This window comes from Yersinia mollaretii ATCC 43969 (assembly GCF_013282725.1).
In the GTDB taxonomy this organism is placed as follows: Bacteria; Pseudomonadota; Gammaproteobacteria; order Enterobacterales; family Enterobacteriaceae; genus Yersinia; species Yersinia mollaretii.
This window is the reverse complement of the sequence record NZ_CP054043.1, coordinates 3,102,381-3,119,078: the sequence shown is the minus strand read 5'-3', so window position 1 is coordinate 3,119,078 and position 16,698 is coordinate 3,102,381. Positions and strand designations below refer to the sequence as shown.

Below are 16,698 nucleotides of genomic sequence, written 5' to 3'. Positions count from 1 at the left end.
TAAATGACTGAATAATAAACTTCGGGATGGCTATGATGTTAAGTAACCTGTTCGGACTAAAAAACCGCTATCCTCTACACATCCAGATAGCCGCCCTATTTACTCTCTTGATCGTCTCAATTGGGGTTGTCATTATTGCTTTTGGCCATAGCCAATTAACTAAATTGACTGAAATCAGCACCAACCGTCAGTATCAAAAAACCGGAGAGGCCATTGCCGCTGAACTGGATGCAGTAACCCGGCCCATGATGATGTCAGTTAACCTTCTCGCCAGTATGCAAATAACAGAATTATCGACACTTGAGCAAAGAATGGCTTTTGTCGGTAAGTTTATTGAAGTTCTGCAACAAAATGACTACGCCAGTGCTATCTATAGCGCTTACCCCAACGGCGATTTATTTATGTTACGCCGTCTGACTGAGGCTAACCGTGTACTATTCCATGCGCCTGAAGACGCCGAATGGATGATTCAAAGTAATCGTTTTCTGGATAGTCTGCCGGAAAAACGTTTTATTTATCTGAATAAGCAGCAACAAGTTATTGCGGTGATGCCGCGAGATAATGATAACTATGATCCTCGCAGGAGAGATTGGTTTATTTTAGCGGCCGCCAGCCCCACACTGATCACCTCCCCTATCTATATTTTTAAAGGCACAGGTGAAGTGGGCTTTACCTACAGTCGTCAGGCTGAAAATAAACAGGCAATTATTGGATTAGATGTTTCTCTGGCTTCATTATCACAATTCCTAATCAGACAAAATCTGCCGCCGGGTAGTCAGGCCATTATTATAAACTCTCGCGGTGAAGTGATTGCTAGCCTACCAAAAACCAAAGAGACGGCGGCGACCGTCACCAGCGAAGACAAGCAAGTTCCTGTATTACAAGCGCTACTCAATACTCAAAAAAATAGCCTTGCCAGTAACCCTACTCAGCAGAGTGACCCTGCCCGCAGTATTATGTTTGAAGCGAAAAATCAGTCTTGGTTCGGCTCGATTGTCGATATTAATACTAACGGCAATGACTACCAGTTGGTTATTGCAACACCTGCGAGCTATTTGACGGCTGATGCAAACTCTATCCGTAATCATTCAACCTTTATTGCATTTATCCTATTGATGCTTGGTTTGCCACTTGTTTGGTATTTCTCAAGAAAAATATCCAAACCGCTTATTCGATTACGGCAAGATGCCGACTCCATCAGTAACTTGTATTTCGAGGAGCGCGAATTAGAGCACTCTGTGATTGAAGAAGTGGATGAGCTGCATAAATCCATGTCAAAAATGAAGTCAACGCTGAAACAATTTATATCGATGGGTAATATGCTGACCACAGAAAATAATTTCTATCGTCAAATGCAGGGTCTATTAAGTGAAACAACCGAAATTGCGGCCATGACCGGCGGGATTATTTTTCTCACTGATAAAGATACCGGGACCTTTACCCCGACTGCATTCCGTTGGAATGGCAAAAATATTCCGGTGACAGAGATGTCTTCGCTACAGATAGAAAATGATAACTTCAGCACCTTCCAGCAAGTGCTTGAAGGGAAGACCATTGTCGGAACGCTGAACAAAGAGAATATATTTAATCAGCTACAAGATTTCCTGCAACCCTATTTACCTTTGCGTTTTATTGCCGTGCCGATGAAGACACATGATGATCAATTATTAGGCTTTTTACTGTTATTTAATCCTTATGTGTTAAATGCCGAACGTGAACGCTCGAAAATCCAATTGGTGAATGCTCTGGTGGGCAGTTTATCGGTTTCCGTCGAAACTCAGCGCTTATTGCAAGAACAGAAAAATCTGCTTAATGCCTTTATTGAGCTTATTGCGGGTGCCATTGATGCCAAAAGTGCCTATACCGGCGGGCACTGTCAGCGCGTACCTGAAATAACCAAAATGCTGGCACGGGCAGCGGTGAATGTTAAAGAGGGGCCTTTTGCCCACTTTAATTTATCAGAGAACGAGTGGGAAGAACTGCACACCGCCTGCTGGTTACATGACTGTGGCAAGATAACTACCCCCGAATTTGTCGTTGATAAATCGACAAAACTGGAGTTAATTTACGATCGTATTCACGAAATACGGATGCGATTTGAAGTATTAAAACGTGAAAAAGAGATCGCCTTCTTGCGTCGTCATGCCACCATCACAGCCAGTGAAGTTGATCAGCAAGCACTGGCTGACGAACTACGTCAGTTAGATGAAGATTTTTACTTTATTGCACATTGTAATATCGGCGGCGAGTTTATGTCTGATGAGGCTATTGCGCGCATCCAACAGATCGCCGGTTACCATTGGACTCGAACATTAGATGATAACGCCGGTGTGGCCCATGAAGAACGGGTGCGTAAGGCCAGACAGAGCGCGCCATCATTACCCGTGCAAGAGCCAATGCTGGCAGATAAAGAAGAGCATATTATTTACCGCGATAATAAAAATAAGCGCCCAGAATATTATGATTTCAAAGTACAAGAGCCAACCTTCCTCTATAACCGAGGGGAGATTTATAACCTCAGTATTCGTCGTGGAACATTGACGGAGGAGGACCGTTACAAAATAAACGAACACATTATGCAAACCATAGTGATGCTAAAAAAATTGCCGTTCCCACGCACCATGGCGAATGTCCCAGTGATTGCTGGTGGGCATCATGAGCGCATGGATGGTAAAGGCTACCCTTACCAATTGACCTATAAACAGATGAGTATTCCTGTGCGGATGATGGCCATTGCCGATGTATTCGAAGCCCTAACCGCCGCTGACCGCCCTTATAAACCCGGGAAGCTGTTATCTGAAGCGCTGAATATTATGGTTAACATGGTGAATGAAAATCATCTGGATCGAGATCTGTTTATTCTGTTCCTGCAATCCGGTATTTGGCATGAATATGCCGTGGCTCATCTGCAAGCGGATAAAGTTGATGCCATTGATATCTCAGTATTACTGCAAAAAGTAGGTAACCAAGATATTTTACTGGCTGAGTCGGCTTAGAGAGCAAGAAAGGGAGAGTTATTAGCGTAAAGTGTCGCTATGCTACATAGCCAGTTACTGCTCGTTAGGATTTTATTTAGTTTCGCCTTTTCTTAGGCGCTGACCGGAGGGAATACGTGTTCTACAGTTACGGTGAAACCGAGATTAATCATCTCAAACGGCGGGATAAAAAGATGGCCGCGGCCATCGACCGTTTGGGAATGATAGCCCGCCCATTATCCCCTGATCTATTTGCCGCATTGATCCGAAATATTGTCGATCAGCAGATATCGGTTAAAGCGGCACTCACTGTTAATGCCCGTCTGGTAGCACTACTGGGCACGATTACGCCATTCACTGTCGCGGCAGCATCCGCAGAAGCGATTCAGGGATGTGGCATGACAATGAAAAAGGCCGGATATATTAAAGGCGCAGCAGAGGCGGCACTGAATGGCTCACTGGATTTAGCGGCTATTGCGCAATTACCTGATAGTGATGTCATTACTCAGTTATCCAACCTCAATGGCGTGGGCATCTGGACCGCAGAAATGTTAATGATATCCTCACTCTGCCGCCCCGATGTACTCAGTTGGGGTGATTTGGCGATCCGCCGTGGCATGATGAATTTATATCGCCATAAAACACTGCCGCGTGAACGTTTTGAACGATACCGCCGCCGCTACGCCCCCTACGGAACCACCGCATCACTCTATTTATGGGCGCTATCGCACGAAACAGAGTGATAAAATCTCACACGCCCATATTCATCACGTCTTGGTAAGCGGCGACCAGCTTATTGCGCACCTGAATACCCAGTTGCAACGAGACTGATGATTTCTGCATATCCACCATCACATCATTTAGGCCAACACCGGGGACACCCAACTCAAAATTTTGTGCCTGAGTCCGGGCATGTTGCTGGGTTTCACTGATCTTACCGAGAGCCGCTTTTAACTCGTTGGCAAAACCCGCCTCGGCGGGGAGTGTTTTCGCCGATCCCGATGCCTGCAATGCCGTGACCTGCAACTGCTGTAAAACGCCTTCAATACCTTGAACAGACATGCTCATCCCCGAATAGGTCGTCGATCAAATAACGTCGTGGGTTAAATGACACCGTGAGTTCGTTAGCGCGCTGAAGCACCCGCTATCACCTGTCACTATTTTCAGGATGACACCCTAACACATCATTTTTGCGCTAAAGCGGATAATTAGGCCCAAAAATACCAGCTTATTGACCCATCGAATTATAACTTACGGCAAATAATGGCATGCCCATAAAAGGGGAGAACAGCTATTGATGCTTTATCGCTTACAGCACTTGGGAGTCTGTTTTGTTCCGACACACTAATTATATAAAAAATACTCACTCAAACGTTGTTCAGCTTGGCCAAGGACGTGTATGAATGCCTCAATAACTGGCGGTGAAAATCGTGATAACGCTTTTACGACGACGCTGGCACGCCTACGCGCGAATCCAAAAATCCCACTGCTGATTGCGGCGGCAGCGGCTGTCGCTATCATTGTCGCGCTGATGTTATGGGCTAAAAGCCCCGATTACCGCGTCCTTTATAGCAATCTCAGTGATCGTGACGGTGGTGAAATCGTTACACAACTGACACAACTGAATATTCCTTACCGCTTCGCTGATAATGGCGGCGCATTGTTGATCCCAGCAGAGAAGGTGCATGAAACCCGCCTGCGTTTGGCGCAACAAGGGCTGCCTAAAGGCGGTGCGGTCGGTTTTGAATTACTGGATCAAGAAAAATTTGGTATCAGCCAATTCAGTGAACAAGTTAACTACCAGCGGGCACTGGAAGGTGAACTTGCTCGCACCATTGGTACTCTCGGGCCAGTGTTGAATGTACGGGTTCATTTGGCGATGCCAAAACCCTCGCTCTTCGTCCGTGAACAAAAATCCCCGACGGCCTCGGTGACACTGGCTTTGCAACCGGGCCGCGCACTCGATGATGGCCAGATCAACGCTATCGTCTATATGGTTTCCAGCAGTGTGGCGGGTTTACCGCCGGGCAATGTGACGGTTGTTGACCAAACAGGTCGTTTGCTGACGCAATCCGACAGCGCCGGTCGCGATTTAAATGCCGCGCAACTCAAATTTACCAATGAAGTTGAAAACCGCTTCCAGCGCCGCATCGAAACTATCCTTGCGCCGATGGTCGGTAATGGCAATGTCCATGCGCAGGTCACGGCACAGGTTGATTTTGCCAGCCGCGAGCAGACCGACGAAGAGTACAAACCGAATCAGGCCGCCAACCAAGGGGCGGTTCGCTCCCAGCAAACCAGTAATAGCGAGCAACTGGGCGGCAGCAATGTCGGCGGTGTACCGGGCGCACTCTCCAATCAGCCCTCGGCGACGCCAGTCGCGCCGATTGAAGTGCCTCAGCCAGCCCCTGCGGCAGGTGCTGCTGGCGCGACGGCGAATAACGCCAATGCCGCGAACCGCCCTGCGGCAACCACAGCAGCCCGCTCGACAGCCACCTCCAGCAATAGTCGTCACGACCAAACCACTAACTTTGAAGTTGACCGCACCATTCGCCATACCCAGCAACAAGCGGGCATAGTACAGCGCCTGTCGGTGGCGGTGGTGGTCAATTATGGCAGTGATAAAGCGGGCAAACCTGTTGCCTTGTCGAAAGATCAGTTAGCGCAAGTGGAATCACTGACGCGCGAGGCGATGGGCTTCTCGACTGACCGTGGCGACACCTTAAATGTGGTCAACACACCATTTAATGCCACCGATGATGGCAGCGGCAGCTCCCTGCCCTTCTGGCAACAACAGTCGTTCTTTGATCAGCTGCTGAATGCCGGTCGTTATCTGCTGATCTTGCTGGTGGCATGGATTCTGTGGCGCAAACTGGTGCGCCCAATGATCACCAAGAAACAAATTGCTGATAAAGCCGCAGCCTCGGTCAATAGCATGGTGCAGACCGCGCAGACCGCTGAGACGGTGAAGCAAAGTAAAGAAGAGCTGGCCCTGCGTAAGAAGAATCAGCAGCGCGTGAGTGCTGAAGTTCAGGCCCAGCGTATACGCGAACTTGCGGATAAAGACCCACGTATTGTCGCGTTGGTGATCCGTCAATGGATGAGTAATGACCAATGAGCCTGACCGGAACTGAAAAAAGCGCCATCATGCTGATGACACTGGGTGAAGACCATGCCGCCGAGGTGTTTAAGCATCTCTCCTCGCGCGAAGTACAGCAACTCAGTACCACTATGGCGAGTATGCGTCAGGTCTCTCACCAGCAGTTGGTCGATGTCCTGGCTGAGTTTGAAGATGACGCCGAGCAATATGCCGCGCTGAGTGTGAACGCCAGCGACTACCTGCGCACCGTGCTGATAAAAGCACTGGGCGAAGAGCGTGCTTCCAGTTTGCTGGAAGACATTCTGGAGTCGCGCGAAACCACCAGTGGCATGGAAACACTCAACTTTATGGAGCCGCAGATGGCGGCCGACCTGATCCGCGACGAGCATCCGCAGATTATCGCCACCATTCTGGTTCATCTGAAACGCGCTCAGGCGGCCGATATTCTGGCGCTGTTCGACGAGCGCCTGCGCAACGACGTGATGCTACGTATCGCCACCTTTGGCGGTGTCCAGCCAGCGGCGTTGGCTGAGTTGACCGAAGTGCTGAACAACCTGCTTGATGGTCAGAATCTCAAACGCAGCAAAATGGGCGGTATCCGTACCGCAGCCGAGATTATCAACCTGATGAAAACTCAGCAGGAAGAGACGGTTATGGATGCAGTGCGCGAATACGACGGCGAACTGGCACAGAAGATTATCGACGAGATGTTCCTGTTCGAGAATTTGGCCAGTGTCGACGACCGCAGCATTCAGCGTTTGCTACAAGAGATCGACAACGAATCGCTGTTGATTGCTTTGAAAGGGGCCGATCAGGCACTGCGCGAGCGTTTCCTCAGCAACATGTCACTGCGTGCGGCAGAGATTCTGCGCGACGATCTTGCCACCCGTGGGCCAGTACGGATGTCACTGGTCGAAAACGAACAGAAAGCCATCTTGCTTATCGTCCGCCGTTTGGCGGAGAGCGGCGAGATAGTGATTGGCGGTGGCGAGGATATCTATGTCTGATCGGATTAATGCCCTGCCCTGGCAACCTTGGTCACTCAACGACTTTGCCAGTCAATCAGAGACGCCTCCGGTGGTTCAGGCACCGGATATCAGTATGCTGTTTACCGATGAGCCGGGCACTGATACCGAGCCAACCGAAATTGATGAGCAACAGACACTGATGAATCTGCAACTCGAAGCGGAGAAGCAAGGTCGTCAGCAAGGGTTCGCCAAAGGGTTGCAAGAGGGGCTGGATAAAGGTTATCAAACCGGGCTGGAAGAGGGTCATCAACAAGCATTGGCTGATGCTCAGAAAGAGCTGGCCCCGATGACCGCGCACTGGCAGATGTTGGTGAATGACTTCCAAAGTACCCTTGATGCACTCGACAGCGTGATCGCCTCACGATTAATGCAGATGGCGCTGGCGGCCGCGAAACAAATTCTGGGGCAGCCCGCTATTTGTGATGGTACGGCGTTACTGGCCCAGATTCAGCAACTGATTCAGCAAGAGCCGATGTTTGCTGGCAAGCCCCAATTGCGGGTCAATCCCGAGGATTTAGCCCTCGTCGAGCAGCGCTTAGGTTCTACACTGAGCCTCAATGGCTGGCGTTTGCTGGGGGATAGCCAAATTCATTCGGGCGGCTGCAAGGTGAGCGCCGAAGAGGGCGATCTGGATGCCAGTCTGGCCACCCGCTGGCATGAACTCTGCCGTCTGGCTGCTCCGGGAGAGTTATAATGACCGCCCGCCTAGGTCGCTGGCTCACCTCTTTGGATAAATTCGAAGAGCGGATCAGCCAATCAACCACCATTCGTCGCTACGGGCGATTAACCCGCGCGACGGGGCTGGTACTGGAAGCCACCGGGCTGCAACTCCCCTTGGGCGCAACTTGCCTCATTGAGCGCTACGATAACGGCGAAGTGCAGGAAGTGGAGAGCGAAGTGGTCGGTTTTAACGGCCAACGGCTGTTTTTAATGCCACTGGAAGAAGTTGAAGGTATCGTGCCGGGCGCAAGAGTCTATGCGCGCATCACCACTGGTGGAGCTTCAGCCAGCAAACAACTGCCCCTCGGCCCTGAGTTACTGGGCCGCGTGCTGGATGGCAGTGCCAAACCCCTTGATGGTTTACCTGCCCCTGAAACCGGCTATCGTGCGCCCCTGATCACCCCCCCTATCAACCCCTTGCAGCGTACCGCCATTGAGCAGGTTTTGGATGTCGGCGTGCGTACCATCAATGCGCTGCTGACGGTGGGTCGTGGGCAGCGTATGGGCCTGTTCGCCGGTTCTGGCGTGGGTAAAAGTGTGCTGCTGGGCATGATGGCCCGCTACACCCAAGCCGATGTGATTGTGGTGGGTTTGATTGGTGAACGTGGCCGTGAAGTTAAAGATTTTATCGAGAACATTTTAGGCCCAGAAGGCCGCGCCCGTTCGGTGGTCATTGCCGCCCCTGCCGATGTCTCGCCACTGCTGCGTATGCAAGGGGCTGCCTATGCCACCCGCATTGCCGAAGATTTTCGCGATCGCGGCCAGCACGTATTGCTGATTATGGACTCCTTGACCCGCTACGCCATGGCGCAGCGTGAAATTGCCCTCGCCATCGGCGAGCCGCCCGCCACCAAAGGGTATCCGCCCTCCGTCTTTGCCAAATTACCCGCGTTGGTTGAACGGGCCGGTAACGGCGTCACGGGCGGTGGCTCCATCACCGCATTTTATACCGTCTTAACCGAAGGCGATGACCAGCAAGATCCGATCGCTGACTCTGCCCGCGCCATTCTTGATGGGCATGTGGTGTTATCACGGCGTCTGGCTGAATCCGGTCACTATCCGGCCATCGATATTGAAGCCTCGATCAGCCGTGCCATGACTTCGCTGATTGATGAGAACCACTACAGCAAAGTGCGTCAGTTCAAACAGTTACTGGCCAGTTATCAGCGTAACCGCGATTTGGTCAGTGTCGGTGCTTATGCTGCCGGAAGTGACCCCTTGCTGGATAAAGCTATTGCGCTCTACCCGCAGATGGAGATCTTTTTGCAGCAGGGCATGTATGAACGCAGCAGTTACGAAGATGCTTGCCAGCATCTGAAGAGCCTGTTCCCGGGCTAATTAACCTGAGCATAGACCGCTGTCATCCGGCCTCATACCCAAAGTTATTGGCGTTGCAGGTAGGCAGCAAGCTCACTCATCCCGATGAGCTTACATCAGTAAGTGATTCGGGGGCGTGAGCGCAGCTAACACCCCTGCGGCGTCAATAACGAAGGGGATGATAAATGAGGAATCCGATGAAAAGCCAGTCCCCCCTCGTCACCCTGCGCGACCTCGCTCAAAAGGCGGTCGAACAGGCCACCACTCAGCTAGGGCAAGTTCGCTTGTCCTACCATAATGCTGAGCAGCAACTCACCATGTTGCTCTCTTATCAAGATGAGTATCGGGTGCGATTGAATGACACGCTGAGTAACGGCATGGCCTCCTCCAGCTGGCAAAATTATCAGCAATTTATTCAAACACTGGAACAAGCCATTGATCAGCATCGCAATCAGTTGGCGCAGTGGAATGTCAAAGTTGAACAGGCAGTCAAGCATTGGCAAGAGAAGCAGCAACGGCTAAACGCGTTTGAAACCTTGCAAGAACGGGCTGAGACCACCCAGCGCTTACAGGAAAACCGTTTGGATCAAAAATTGATGGATGAGTTCGCCCAGCGCGCCTCACAAAGGAGTCTTAATTCATGAATCTGTCCCTACTGCCTGCCACGGCGACCGCCAGTGAAACCGAAGGCGCTGCATCCTCGTCGTCCATTGCGGCGCTCTTTACCGACGCCGGGCTGCCAGCTGATTTTGCCAAACTGTTGGGCGACCAACTGGGCAAAGAGCTGACCGCCATTGATGCTTCGACACTGAAATCCTCGCTGGCCGCCACCACCGATATCACCGCCGATGTTGAGGGTGGCAAATCCACCACGGGCAGCAGCAAGTTGAATCAGTTGCTCGCGGCATTGGGCGATATCAGTGCCACACTCCCCGCAGGGCTGACTCATGCCGGACAAAGCGGTGATGCGGCGAATCTGAAGAAAACTACCGTTGATGATGACAAGGCGCTGGATAACAGTGCCGATAAAACTGATCTCAGTGCCTTGCAAACCTTGCTGGCGATGTTGCCGCATCAGGTTGCCACGACACTGGGCAGTGCCAACAATGGGCAAAAAGCCACATTGACTGAGGGTAATGGCCTAAGCGGCAGTAAAGGCAGTGCCAAGCAAGATTTAGCCGCCCTCACCAGCCTGACATCACAAGATAAAGGGTTGGCCTCACTGATGGGCAGCACCCTCGCCACGGTCGGCAGCAATCTGAAAAGTGATAAAACGGTGAGCAGTGACCCGCTATCTGCGAGCACCGCGAAGAGCAAAACCGCACAAGATAGACTGGCCCGTTTGACGGCGCAGAGTGCCGATAGCACGCCGAATGTGAAAGCGGCCCCGTTGGCCGCACAGGCAGATAGCGCTGTGACGGCAACCTCGGCGCTGGATAAAATCGTCGTCAGCTCATCGGCCGTCACCCCTGCACTTCCGCCCATCTCCAGCCCTGTACTGTCCACCTCGACAGGCGCTCAGGTCAGTGTGCCGGTCAGTGGTCATTTAAGCGCCCAATTGGGCAGCCAAGAGTGGCAACAGTCACTGGGGCAACAAGTGGTGATGTTCAGCCGCAATGGGCAGCAGAGCGCCGAACTGCGGTTACATCCACAGGAGTTGGGCGCATTACAGATTAGCTTGAAGATGGAAGATAATCAGGCTCAGCTCCATTTTGCCTCAGCCCACAGTCAGGTCCGCGCGGCCCTTGAAGCGGCCATGCCAAGTTTACGCAGTGCATTAGCTGAAAGTGGCATTCAACTGGGCCAAAGCAGTGTCGGCAGTGAGGGGCAGTGGCAACAAGCTCAGCAGCAGAGCCAACAAAACCAGCAAGGTTTTGCCTCACGCCATCAGCCAGCCTATGGCGAAACGGCGGCAGCTGATGCTCTTGCTAGCACCCCCTTAGTCACGCCAGCGGCATTGCAAGCCTTGGCTAACGGCAGTGGCGGTGTTGATATTTTCGCCTAAAAGGCGGTGAGAGTTTCGCCAAAGGGTGACAAACGGGCAAGCTAGGCCGTTTTTCGCCACCTATTCTGCCTATTGGCATTGAGGATACGCGGGATAATCATCAGCAATAATTCAGATAACCGAGGGTGATTGGCCCTTGGTTATTATCGTGATCCACCGGTTTGAAACCGAAACAGGAATTTGTCTTCTCCATGTCTGAAAATACTTTCCCGGCCAAGCGTAAGAGTTCGATCTGGGTCATCCTGTTGGTGCTGGTTGCTGTAGCCGCATCCGCAGGGGGTGGTTATAGCTGGTGGTTGCTCAACAAGAGCAAACCTACCACCGCGAAAGTCGTCCCGGTGATCCCGGTATTCATGCCGCTGGAGACCTTTACGGTCAATCTGATTACGCCAGATAACAATCTGGATCGCGTGCTTTATATCGGATTAACCTTAAGACTGCCCGACGACGCCACGCGCGCAAAACTCAATGATTACCTGCCGGAAGTGCGCAGCCGCTTGCTGTTGCTGCTCTCCCGTCAATCCGCCGATAGCCTGTCGAATGAAGAGGGCAAGCAGCGTTTAGTCGGTGAAATTAAAAACGTTCTTAGCCCGCCAATGGTTAAAGGCCAACCTAATCAGGTAGTCAGCGATGTGCTGTTTACCGCATTCATACTGCGATAATCATTATGGGCGATAGCATTCTTTCACAAGCAGAGATTGACGCACTGTTAAACGGTGACAGCGGGGGCGAAGAGCCTGAAGCGGTCACTGGCGCGGAAACAGACGTTAAGCCTTATGACCCGACGACCCAGCGACGTGTGGTGCGTGAGCGCTTGCACGCGCTGGAGATCATCAATGAGCGGTTTGCCCGTCAGTTCCGCATGGGGCTGTTTAACCTGTTACGCCGCAGCCCAGATATCACGGTCGGCCCGATCAAAATTCAGCCTTATCATGATTTTGCCCGTAACCTGCCAGTGCCAACCAATCTCAACTTGATTCATTTGAAACCTTTGCGCGGCACAGCACTGTTCGTGTTTGCCCCAAGTTTGGTGTTTATTGCGGTTGATAACTTATTTGGGGGTGATGGCCGCTTCCCGACGAAGGTGGAAGGCCGCGAGTTTACCCACACAGAACAACGGGTAATTAATCGCATGTTGCGGCTGGCGCTAGATGCTTACCGTGATGCTTGGGCTCCTATCTATAAGATAGATGTCGAGTACGTCCGCTCTGAAATACAGGTGAAATTCACCAATATCACCACCTCCCCCAACGATATCGTGGTCACGACCCCTTTCCATGTGGAGATCGGTGCGCTGAGTGGTGAGTTTAACATCTGTATCCCGTTTGCCATGATCGAGCCGTTGCGCGAACTGCTGACCAATCCACCACTGGAAAACTCCCGTCAGGAAGATAGCCATTGGCGTGAAACGTTGGTCAAGCAGGTACAGCACTCCGAGCTAGAGCTGGTGGCTAATTTTGTGGATATCCCGCTGAGATTGTCGCAGATACTCAAGCTACAGCCGGGGGATGTCCTCCCAATAGATAAGCCGGATCGACTGATTGCTCATGTCGACGGCGTACCGGTACTGACCAGTCAGTACGGGACATTAAACGGGCAATATGCCCTGCGTGTTGAACATTTGATTAACCCTATTTTGAATGCTCTGAATGAGGAACAGCCCAATGAGTGACCCTAAGCTTCCGTCTGACGATGGAAAGGAATCCGTGGACGATCTGTGGGCTGATGCGTTTAATGAGCAACAGGCGACGGAAAAACCAGCGGCCACGACCGAAGGCGTATTTAAATCACTGGAAGCGCCGGACGCACTGGGTAACCTGCAAGATATCGATCTGATTTTGGATATCCCGGTCAAACTGACCGTGGAGCTGGGCCGCACCAAAATGACCATCAAAGAGCTGTTGCGTCTTTCGCAAGGTTCCGTGGTGTCACTGGATGGTCTGGCGGGTGAACCGCTGGATATCTTGATTAACGGTTATCTGATTGCTCAGGGTGAAGTGGTGGTGGTAGCGGATAAATACGGTGTTCGTATCACCGATATCATTACCCCGTCAGAACGTATGCGTCGCCTGAGCCGCTAATGACCGCAGCGCAGACCGCCACTGTTGAGACGACCGCTCCCGTAGCTGAGGCTTCGGGGGCAGTGGCTGTGCCCGTATCAGCCAGTTCATCCGCAACAACCCAAGCACCCGTGACCGGTTTTGCAGCTAGCCATCCGGGTGTCGCGGTGCAACAAACCGCGCCCGCCCTACCCGCAGGTTCGGTGTTAACGCAGGTTGGCAGTGTGTTGGGCGGCATTTTGCTGTTGATTCTGTGCGGAGCTTGGCTGGTGCGCCGTCTGGGTTTTGCGCCGCAAGCACGCAACAACAAGTTATTGAGTGTGAAGGCCAGTTGTCAGGTGGGCCAGCGCGAACGCGTCGTGATCGTCGAAGTGGATAACACTTGGCTGGTATTGGGTGTGACATCACAACAGGTGACGCAACTCCATACACTGCCCCGCCCGCCGGTGGACGACAGCGCGTCGCCAACACCAAGTACCAAACCGGCTGACTTTCGCCAGTTACTGAACCACCATCTATTTAACAAAAAATCGAAACACCCGGAAAAATCGGCATGATGTCACTGCGCCTGCTACTCAATAAAACCTCCCTGCTGCTGTTCACCTTGCTCTGCTCCCCAGCGGTCATGGCACAACTCCCCGGCATCATCAGCCAACCCTTGGCGAATGGTGGACAGAGTTGGTCATTGCCGATACAGACACTGGTGTTAATCACCAGCTTAAGTTTCTTGCCCGCGGCTTTGCTGATGATGACCAGTTTTACCCGCATCATTATTGTGCTGGGTTTGCTGCGCAACGCCTTGGGGACACCTTCAGCACCACCGAATCAGGTGATGCTGGGGCTGGCACTGTTTTTGACCTTCTTTATCATGTCACCAGTGTTTGACAAGGTGTATCAGGATGCTTATCTGCCCTTCAGTCAGGACAAGATCAGCATGGAAGTGGCGATGGATAAAGGCGCACAACCGCTACGTGAATTTATGCTGCGTCAGACCCGCGAGTCTGATTTGGCACTCTATGCCCGTTTAGCCAATCTACCGCCATTGGAAGGGCCAGAAATGGTGCCGTTGCGGATTTTGCTGCCTGCGTATGTCACCAGCGAGCTGAAAACCGCCTTCCAAATCGGTTTTACCGTTTTTATTCCCTTCCTGATTATCGACTTGGTGGTGGCCAGTGTGCTGATGGCGCTGGGGATGATGATGGTGCCGCCTGCCAGTATCTCGCTGCCCTTTAAGCTGATGCTTTTTGTGTTGGTGGATGGCTGGCAGTTGTTGTTGGGTTCACTCGCTCAAAGTTTCTACAGTTAGGGGAAAGGCAGAGACATCATGACACCTGAATCGGTAATGGCCCTCGGCGTCGAGGCAATGAAGATAGCCCTTGCTCTGGCCGCGCCACTCTTGCTGGCGGCGCTGATCAGCGGCCTGATTGTCAGCCTATTGCAGGCGGCAACCCAGATTAACGAAATGACACTGTCATTTATCCCGAAAATACTGGCGGTCTTCACTACCATGGTGATCGCTGGCCCGTGGATGCTGAACCTGATACTGGACTATATGCGTAACTTGTTTACCAGCCTGCCCACGTTGATCGGCTAACCATGCTCTCCCTTGATACCACCCAACTCGCGGCCTTAGTGAGCCAATACTTCTGGCCCTTAATTCGCGTGCTGGCGCTGATCACCACCGCGCCAGTGTTAAGCGAGAAGCAGATCAACCGCAAAGTCAAAGTGGGTTTGGCGGTATTAATCACCTTTCTGATTGCCCCTGCACTGCCGCCGGTGAATATCCCATTAGTCTCCAGTGGCGCGCTGTGGGTCGCCGCCCAGCAAATACTGATTGGGGTCACGATTGGTTTAACTATGCAATTTGCTTTTGCCGCCATTCGACTGGCGGGTGAAGTGATTGGTTTGCAGATGGGGTTATCCTTCGCCACCTTCTTTGACCCCTCCGGTGGGCCAAATACCTCGGTGCTCTCCCGCTTACTTAACTTGTTGGCGATGCTGCTGTTTCTCACTTTTAATGGTCATTTATGGCTCATCTCGTTGCTAGCCGACAGTTTCCATACCCTGCCCATCCAGTTCGAGCCGCTTAATGGAGGCGGTTTTCTGACACTGGCGCAGACCGGCTCACTGATCTTTATGAATGGCCTGATGCTGGCATTGCCGCTGATTACCCTGCTGTTAACCCTCAACTTAGCCTTAGGGATGCTTAACCGCATGACACCACAACTCTCGGTGTTCGTGATCGGTTTCCCACTGACCCTGACCGTCGGTATTTTGTCGCTGGGACTCATCATGCCGCTGCTCGCCCCCTTCGCCGAACACTTATTCAGCGAATTCTTTGACCGTCTGGCGGTGGTGTTGAGTGGCATGGCGAGCTGAATCATTCGGTAGAGTAAATGATGGCGGATGGATTGTTGGTAGTGAGACGGGGAGAGAACCTGTGGGGCTGGCCCACAGGTTTAAACATGAATTACTTATTCAACTGGAACAGAGACAGACCCTGCATATTGGTGAAAGTGGTGTAAGAGGCCTGCAATGCCGCCTGCTGCATGACGTAAGAGGAGATGGCAGCGGTATAATCCACATCCACTAAGTCAGTCAACCGCTGCTTATTACTCAAGGTGCGGTCGCTGCCCAAACTGTCCAGATTATCCAACTCTTGCAGTTGAGTACCGACTTCAGCCTGAACCGACAACACATTATTCAATGAGTTGGCCATGCCGCGAATCCCTTTATCCATCTCGGCTTCCGCCTGCTCTTTCACCGCATCGGTGGCACCCGCCAGGGGCGTTTTCAACGATTTTAAGACGGTATCAATGGTATTGAAGACATTGGCTTCAGCAGCAACCGGATTACCCGCCGCATCATCAGGTTCAGGTTTGGCATTACTGGTCAGCGCCAGAAAAACACTGCTCCCGGTATGCCCAATCGTCATCTCACGGCTAGCATCCACTTTTTGCTCAATCGCCACATCCCCGCCCTGATAGGTCACTGCACCCGTGGCACTCACCACAAAGGGGGGCTTGTCACTTTTAAACGCGGCAAAGGTGTAACGACCGCTGCCGTTGGTGGAGTTGGCCTGATTGAGCAACTGATCTTTCAAACCCTGTAACTGAGTGGCATAAGAGGCACGATCATCGTCACTCAGAATGTCACTTTTAGCACTGATAATAATGCTTTGGATTGACTGGATGGTGCTGGTCACCTGCTCCAGTGTTTTGGTCTCCTGTGACAGCTCATTACGGGCAAAGCTACGCGCCAAGGTATATTGACTATTTTCCGATTGGGATTGCGACACCATCACCGCTTGTGATGCCGCCATAGGATCATCAGAGGGGTTAACCACACGCTTTCCGGTGGAAAGCTGTTGGCCCGACTGCATCCAAAGGGATTGGGCATTCGTCACGCCCTGCATAGTTTGCTGATAGATCATGCTAGTACTTAAGCGCACAATGTCAGTTCCTTTTAGTCACCGTTCAGCCCGTTAATGAGT

General features: G+C 51.9%; 17 protein-coding genes. 15 read left to right on the top strand and 2 right to left on the bottom strand.

Features of this window, described 5'->3' with window-relative positions:
• Positions 1-35 precede the first annotated feature (35 nt).
• Both HRD69_RS13785 and HRD69_RS13780 read left to right on the top strand, forming a co-directional pair.
• Positions 36-2,996 carry an HD domain-containing phosphohydrolase gene (locus tag HRD69_RS13785; protein ID WP_032815193.1) on the top strand — a complete coding sequence of 987 codons (2,961 nt, stop codon included), beginning with the start codon at positions 36-38 and terminating at the stop codon, positions 2,994-2,996.
• A 116-nt stretch (positions 2,997-3,112) separates the two neighbouring features.
• Complete coding sequence (locus HRD69_RS13780) at positions 3,113-3,718, top strand: DNA-3-methyladenine glycosylase family protein (RefSeq protein WP_004876571.1); 606 nt, start codon at positions 3,113-3,115, stop codon at positions 3,716-3,718.
• 7 nt (positions 3,719-3,725) lie between these two features.
• On the opposite strand, the gene fliE is transcribed toward HRD69_RS13780, so the two are convergent.
• Positions 3,726-4,037, bottom strand: a complete 312-nt coding sequence (gene fliE, locus HRD69_RS13775; RefSeq protein ID WP_004876573.1) for a flagellar hook-basal body complex protein FliE — start codon at positions 4,035-4,037, stop codon at positions 3,726-3,728.
• A gap of 337 nt (positions 4,038-4,374) precedes the next feature.
• Here fliE and fliF point away from each other — a divergent pair, with 337 nt between their 5' ends.
• From fliF to fliR, 13 genes are all read left to right on the top strand, one after another.
• Positions 4,375-6,093 (top strand): flagellar basal-body MS-ring/collar protein FliF, encoded by a 1,719-nt coding sequence (gene fliF, locus HRD69_RS13770; protein WP_004876575.1) that lies wholly within the window; start codon positions 4,375-4,377, stop codon positions 6,091-6,093.
• On the top strand, positions 6,090-7,082 hold the full coding sequence (gene fliG, locus HRD69_RS13765) for a flagellar motor switch protein FliG (RefSeq protein ID WP_032815183.1): 993 nt from the start codon (positions 6,090-6,092) through the stop codon (positions 7,080-7,082). The genes fliF and fliG overlap by 4 nt, the downstream gene beginning before the upstream one ends.
• Positions 7,075-7,797 (top strand): flagellar assembly protein FliH, encoded by a 723-nt coding sequence (gene fliH, locus HRD69_RS13760; protein WP_032815184.1) that lies wholly within the window; start codon positions 7,075-7,077, stop codon positions 7,795-7,797. The genes fliG and fliH overlap by 8 nt, the downstream gene beginning before the upstream one ends.
• A complete protein-coding gene (gene fliI / locus HRD69_RS13755) occupies positions 7,797-9,161 on the top strand; it encodes a flagellar protein export ATPase FliI (protein WP_004876579.1) in 1,365 nt (454 codons plus the stop codon). The genes fliH and fliI overlap by 1 nt, the downstream gene beginning before the upstream one ends.
• A gap of 176 nt (positions 9,162-9,337) precedes the next feature.
• Positions 9,338-9,784 carry a flagellar export protein FliJ gene (gene fliJ / locus HRD69_RS13750; RefSeq protein ID WP_004876581.1) on the top strand — a complete coding sequence of 149 codons (447 nt, stop codon included), beginning with the start codon at positions 9,338-9,340 and terminating at the stop codon, positions 9,782-9,784.
• Positions 9,781-11,145, top strand: coding sequence for a flagellar hook-length control protein FliK (locus HRD69_RS13745; protein ID WP_032815185.1), 1,365 nt, complete (start codon positions 9,781-9,783; stop codon positions 11,143-11,145). The genes fliJ and HRD69_RS13745 overlap by 4 nt, the downstream gene beginning before the upstream one ends.
• Positions 11,146-11,336: 191 nt before the next feature.
• Positions 11,337-11,807, top strand: a complete 471-nt coding sequence (fliL, locus tag HRD69_RS13740; protein ID WP_032815186.1) for a flagellar basal body-associated protein FliL — start codon at positions 11,337-11,339, stop codon at positions 11,805-11,807.
• Between the two features lie 5 nt (positions 11,808-11,812).
• On the top strand, positions 11,813-12,817 hold the full coding sequence (gene fliM / locus HRD69_RS13735; protein ID WP_004876586.1) for a flagellar motor switch protein FliM: 1,005 nt from the start codon (positions 11,813-11,815) through the stop codon (positions 12,815-12,817).
• The gene (gene fliN / locus HRD69_RS13730; protein WP_032815187.1) at positions 12,810-13,226 is read left to right on the top strand and encodes a flagellar motor switch protein FliN; all 417 of its coding nucleotides are present in this window, start codon (positions 12,810-12,812) and stop codon (positions 13,224-13,226) included. Before fliM ends, fliN begins: the two co-directional genes overlap by 8 nt.
• The gene (gene fliO, locus HRD69_RS13725; protein WP_032815188.1) at positions 13,226-13,762 is read left to right on the top strand and encodes a flagellar biosynthetic protein FliO; all 537 of its coding nucleotides are present in this window, start codon (positions 13,226-13,228) and stop codon (positions 13,760-13,762) included. Before fliN ends, fliO begins: the two co-directional genes overlap by 1 nt.
• Positions 13,759-14,511 (top strand): flagellar type III secretion system pore protein FliP, encoded by a 753-nt coding sequence (fliP, locus tag HRD69_RS13720; protein WP_049611052.1) that lies wholly within the window; start codon positions 13,759-13,761, stop codon positions 14,509-14,511. Before fliO ends, fliP begins: the two co-directional genes overlap by 4 nt.
• Positions 14,512-14,529: 18 nt before the next feature.
• Positions 14,530-14,799: a flagellar biosynthesis protein FliQ gene (gene fliQ, locus HRD69_RS13715; RefSeq protein ID WP_004700941.1), complete on the top strand. Its 270-nt coding sequence runs from the start codon at positions 14,530-14,532 to the stop codon at positions 14,797-14,799.
• 2 nt (positions 14,800-14,801) lie between these two features.
• Entirely contained in the window at positions 14,802-15,584 is a 783-nt protein-coding gene (gene fliR / locus HRD69_RS13710) for a flagellar biosynthetic protein FliR (protein ID WP_004878217.1), read from the top strand.
• 91 nt (positions 15,585-15,675) lie between these two features.
• Here the strand turns inward: fliR and flgL are convergent, their stop codons facing one another.
• Entirely contained in the window at positions 15,676-16,656 is a 981-nt protein-coding gene (gene flgL, locus HRD69_RS13705; RefSeq protein ID WP_032815649.1) for a flagellar hook-associated protein FlgL, read from the bottom strand.
• Between the last annotated feature and the right edge of the window lie 42 nt (positions 16,657-16,698).

Coding starts and splice junctions, on each gene's coding strand:
- fliJ (WP_004876581.1), top strand. CDS start 9,338: ATGAAAAGCCAGTCCCCCCTCGTCACCCTGCGCGACCTCGCTCAAAAG.
- fliH (WP_032815184.1), top strand. CDS start 7,075: ATGTCTGATCGGATTAATGCCCTGCCCTGGCAACCTTGGTCACTCAAC.
- fliI (WP_004876579.1), top strand. CDS start 7,797: ATGACCGCCCGCCTAGGTCGCTGGCTCACCTCTTTGGATAAATTCGAA.
- fliE (WP_004876573.1), bottom strand. CDS start 4,037: ATGTCTGTTCAAGGTATTGAAGGCGTTTTACAGCAGTTGCAGGTCACG.
- fliN (WP_032815187.1), top strand. CDS start 12,810: ATGAGTGACCCTAAGCTTCCGTCTGACGATGGAAAGGAATCCGTGGAC.
- HRD69_RS13745 (WP_032815185.1), top strand. CDS start 9,781: ATGAATCTGTCCCTACTGCCTGCCACGGCGACCGCCAGTGAAACCGAA.
- fliF (WP_004876575.1), top strand. CDS start 4,375: ATGAATGCCTCAATAACTGGCGGTGAAAATCGTGATAACGCTTTTACG.
- fliL (WP_032815186.1), top strand. CDS start 11,337: ATGTCTGAAAATACTTTCCCGGCCAAGCGTAAGAGTTCGATCTGGGTC.
- fliP (WP_049611052.1), top strand. CDS start 13,759: ATGATGTCACTGCGCCTGCTACTCAATAAAACCTCCCTGCTGCTGTTC.
- HRD69_RS13785 (WP_032815193.1), top strand. CDS start 36: ATGTTAAGTAACCTGTTCGGACTAAAAAACCGCTATCCTCTACACATC.
- fliG (WP_032815183.1), top strand. CDS start 6,090: ATGAGCCTGACCGGAACTGAAAAAAGCGCCATCATGCTGATGACACTG.
- fliM (WP_004876586.1), top strand. CDS start 11,813: ATGGGCGATAGCATTCTTTCACAAGCAGAGATTGACGCACTGTTAAAC.
- fliR (WP_004878217.1), top strand. CDS start 14,802: ATGCTCTCCCTTGATACCACCCAACTCGCGGCCTTAGTGAGCCAATAC.
- fliQ (WP_004700941.1), top strand. CDS start 14,530: ATGACACCTGAATCGGTAATGGCCCTCGGCGTCGAGGCAATGAAGATA.
- fliO (WP_032815188.1), top strand. CDS start 13,226: ATGACCGCAGCGCAGACCGCCACTGTTGAGACGACCGCTCCCGTAGCT.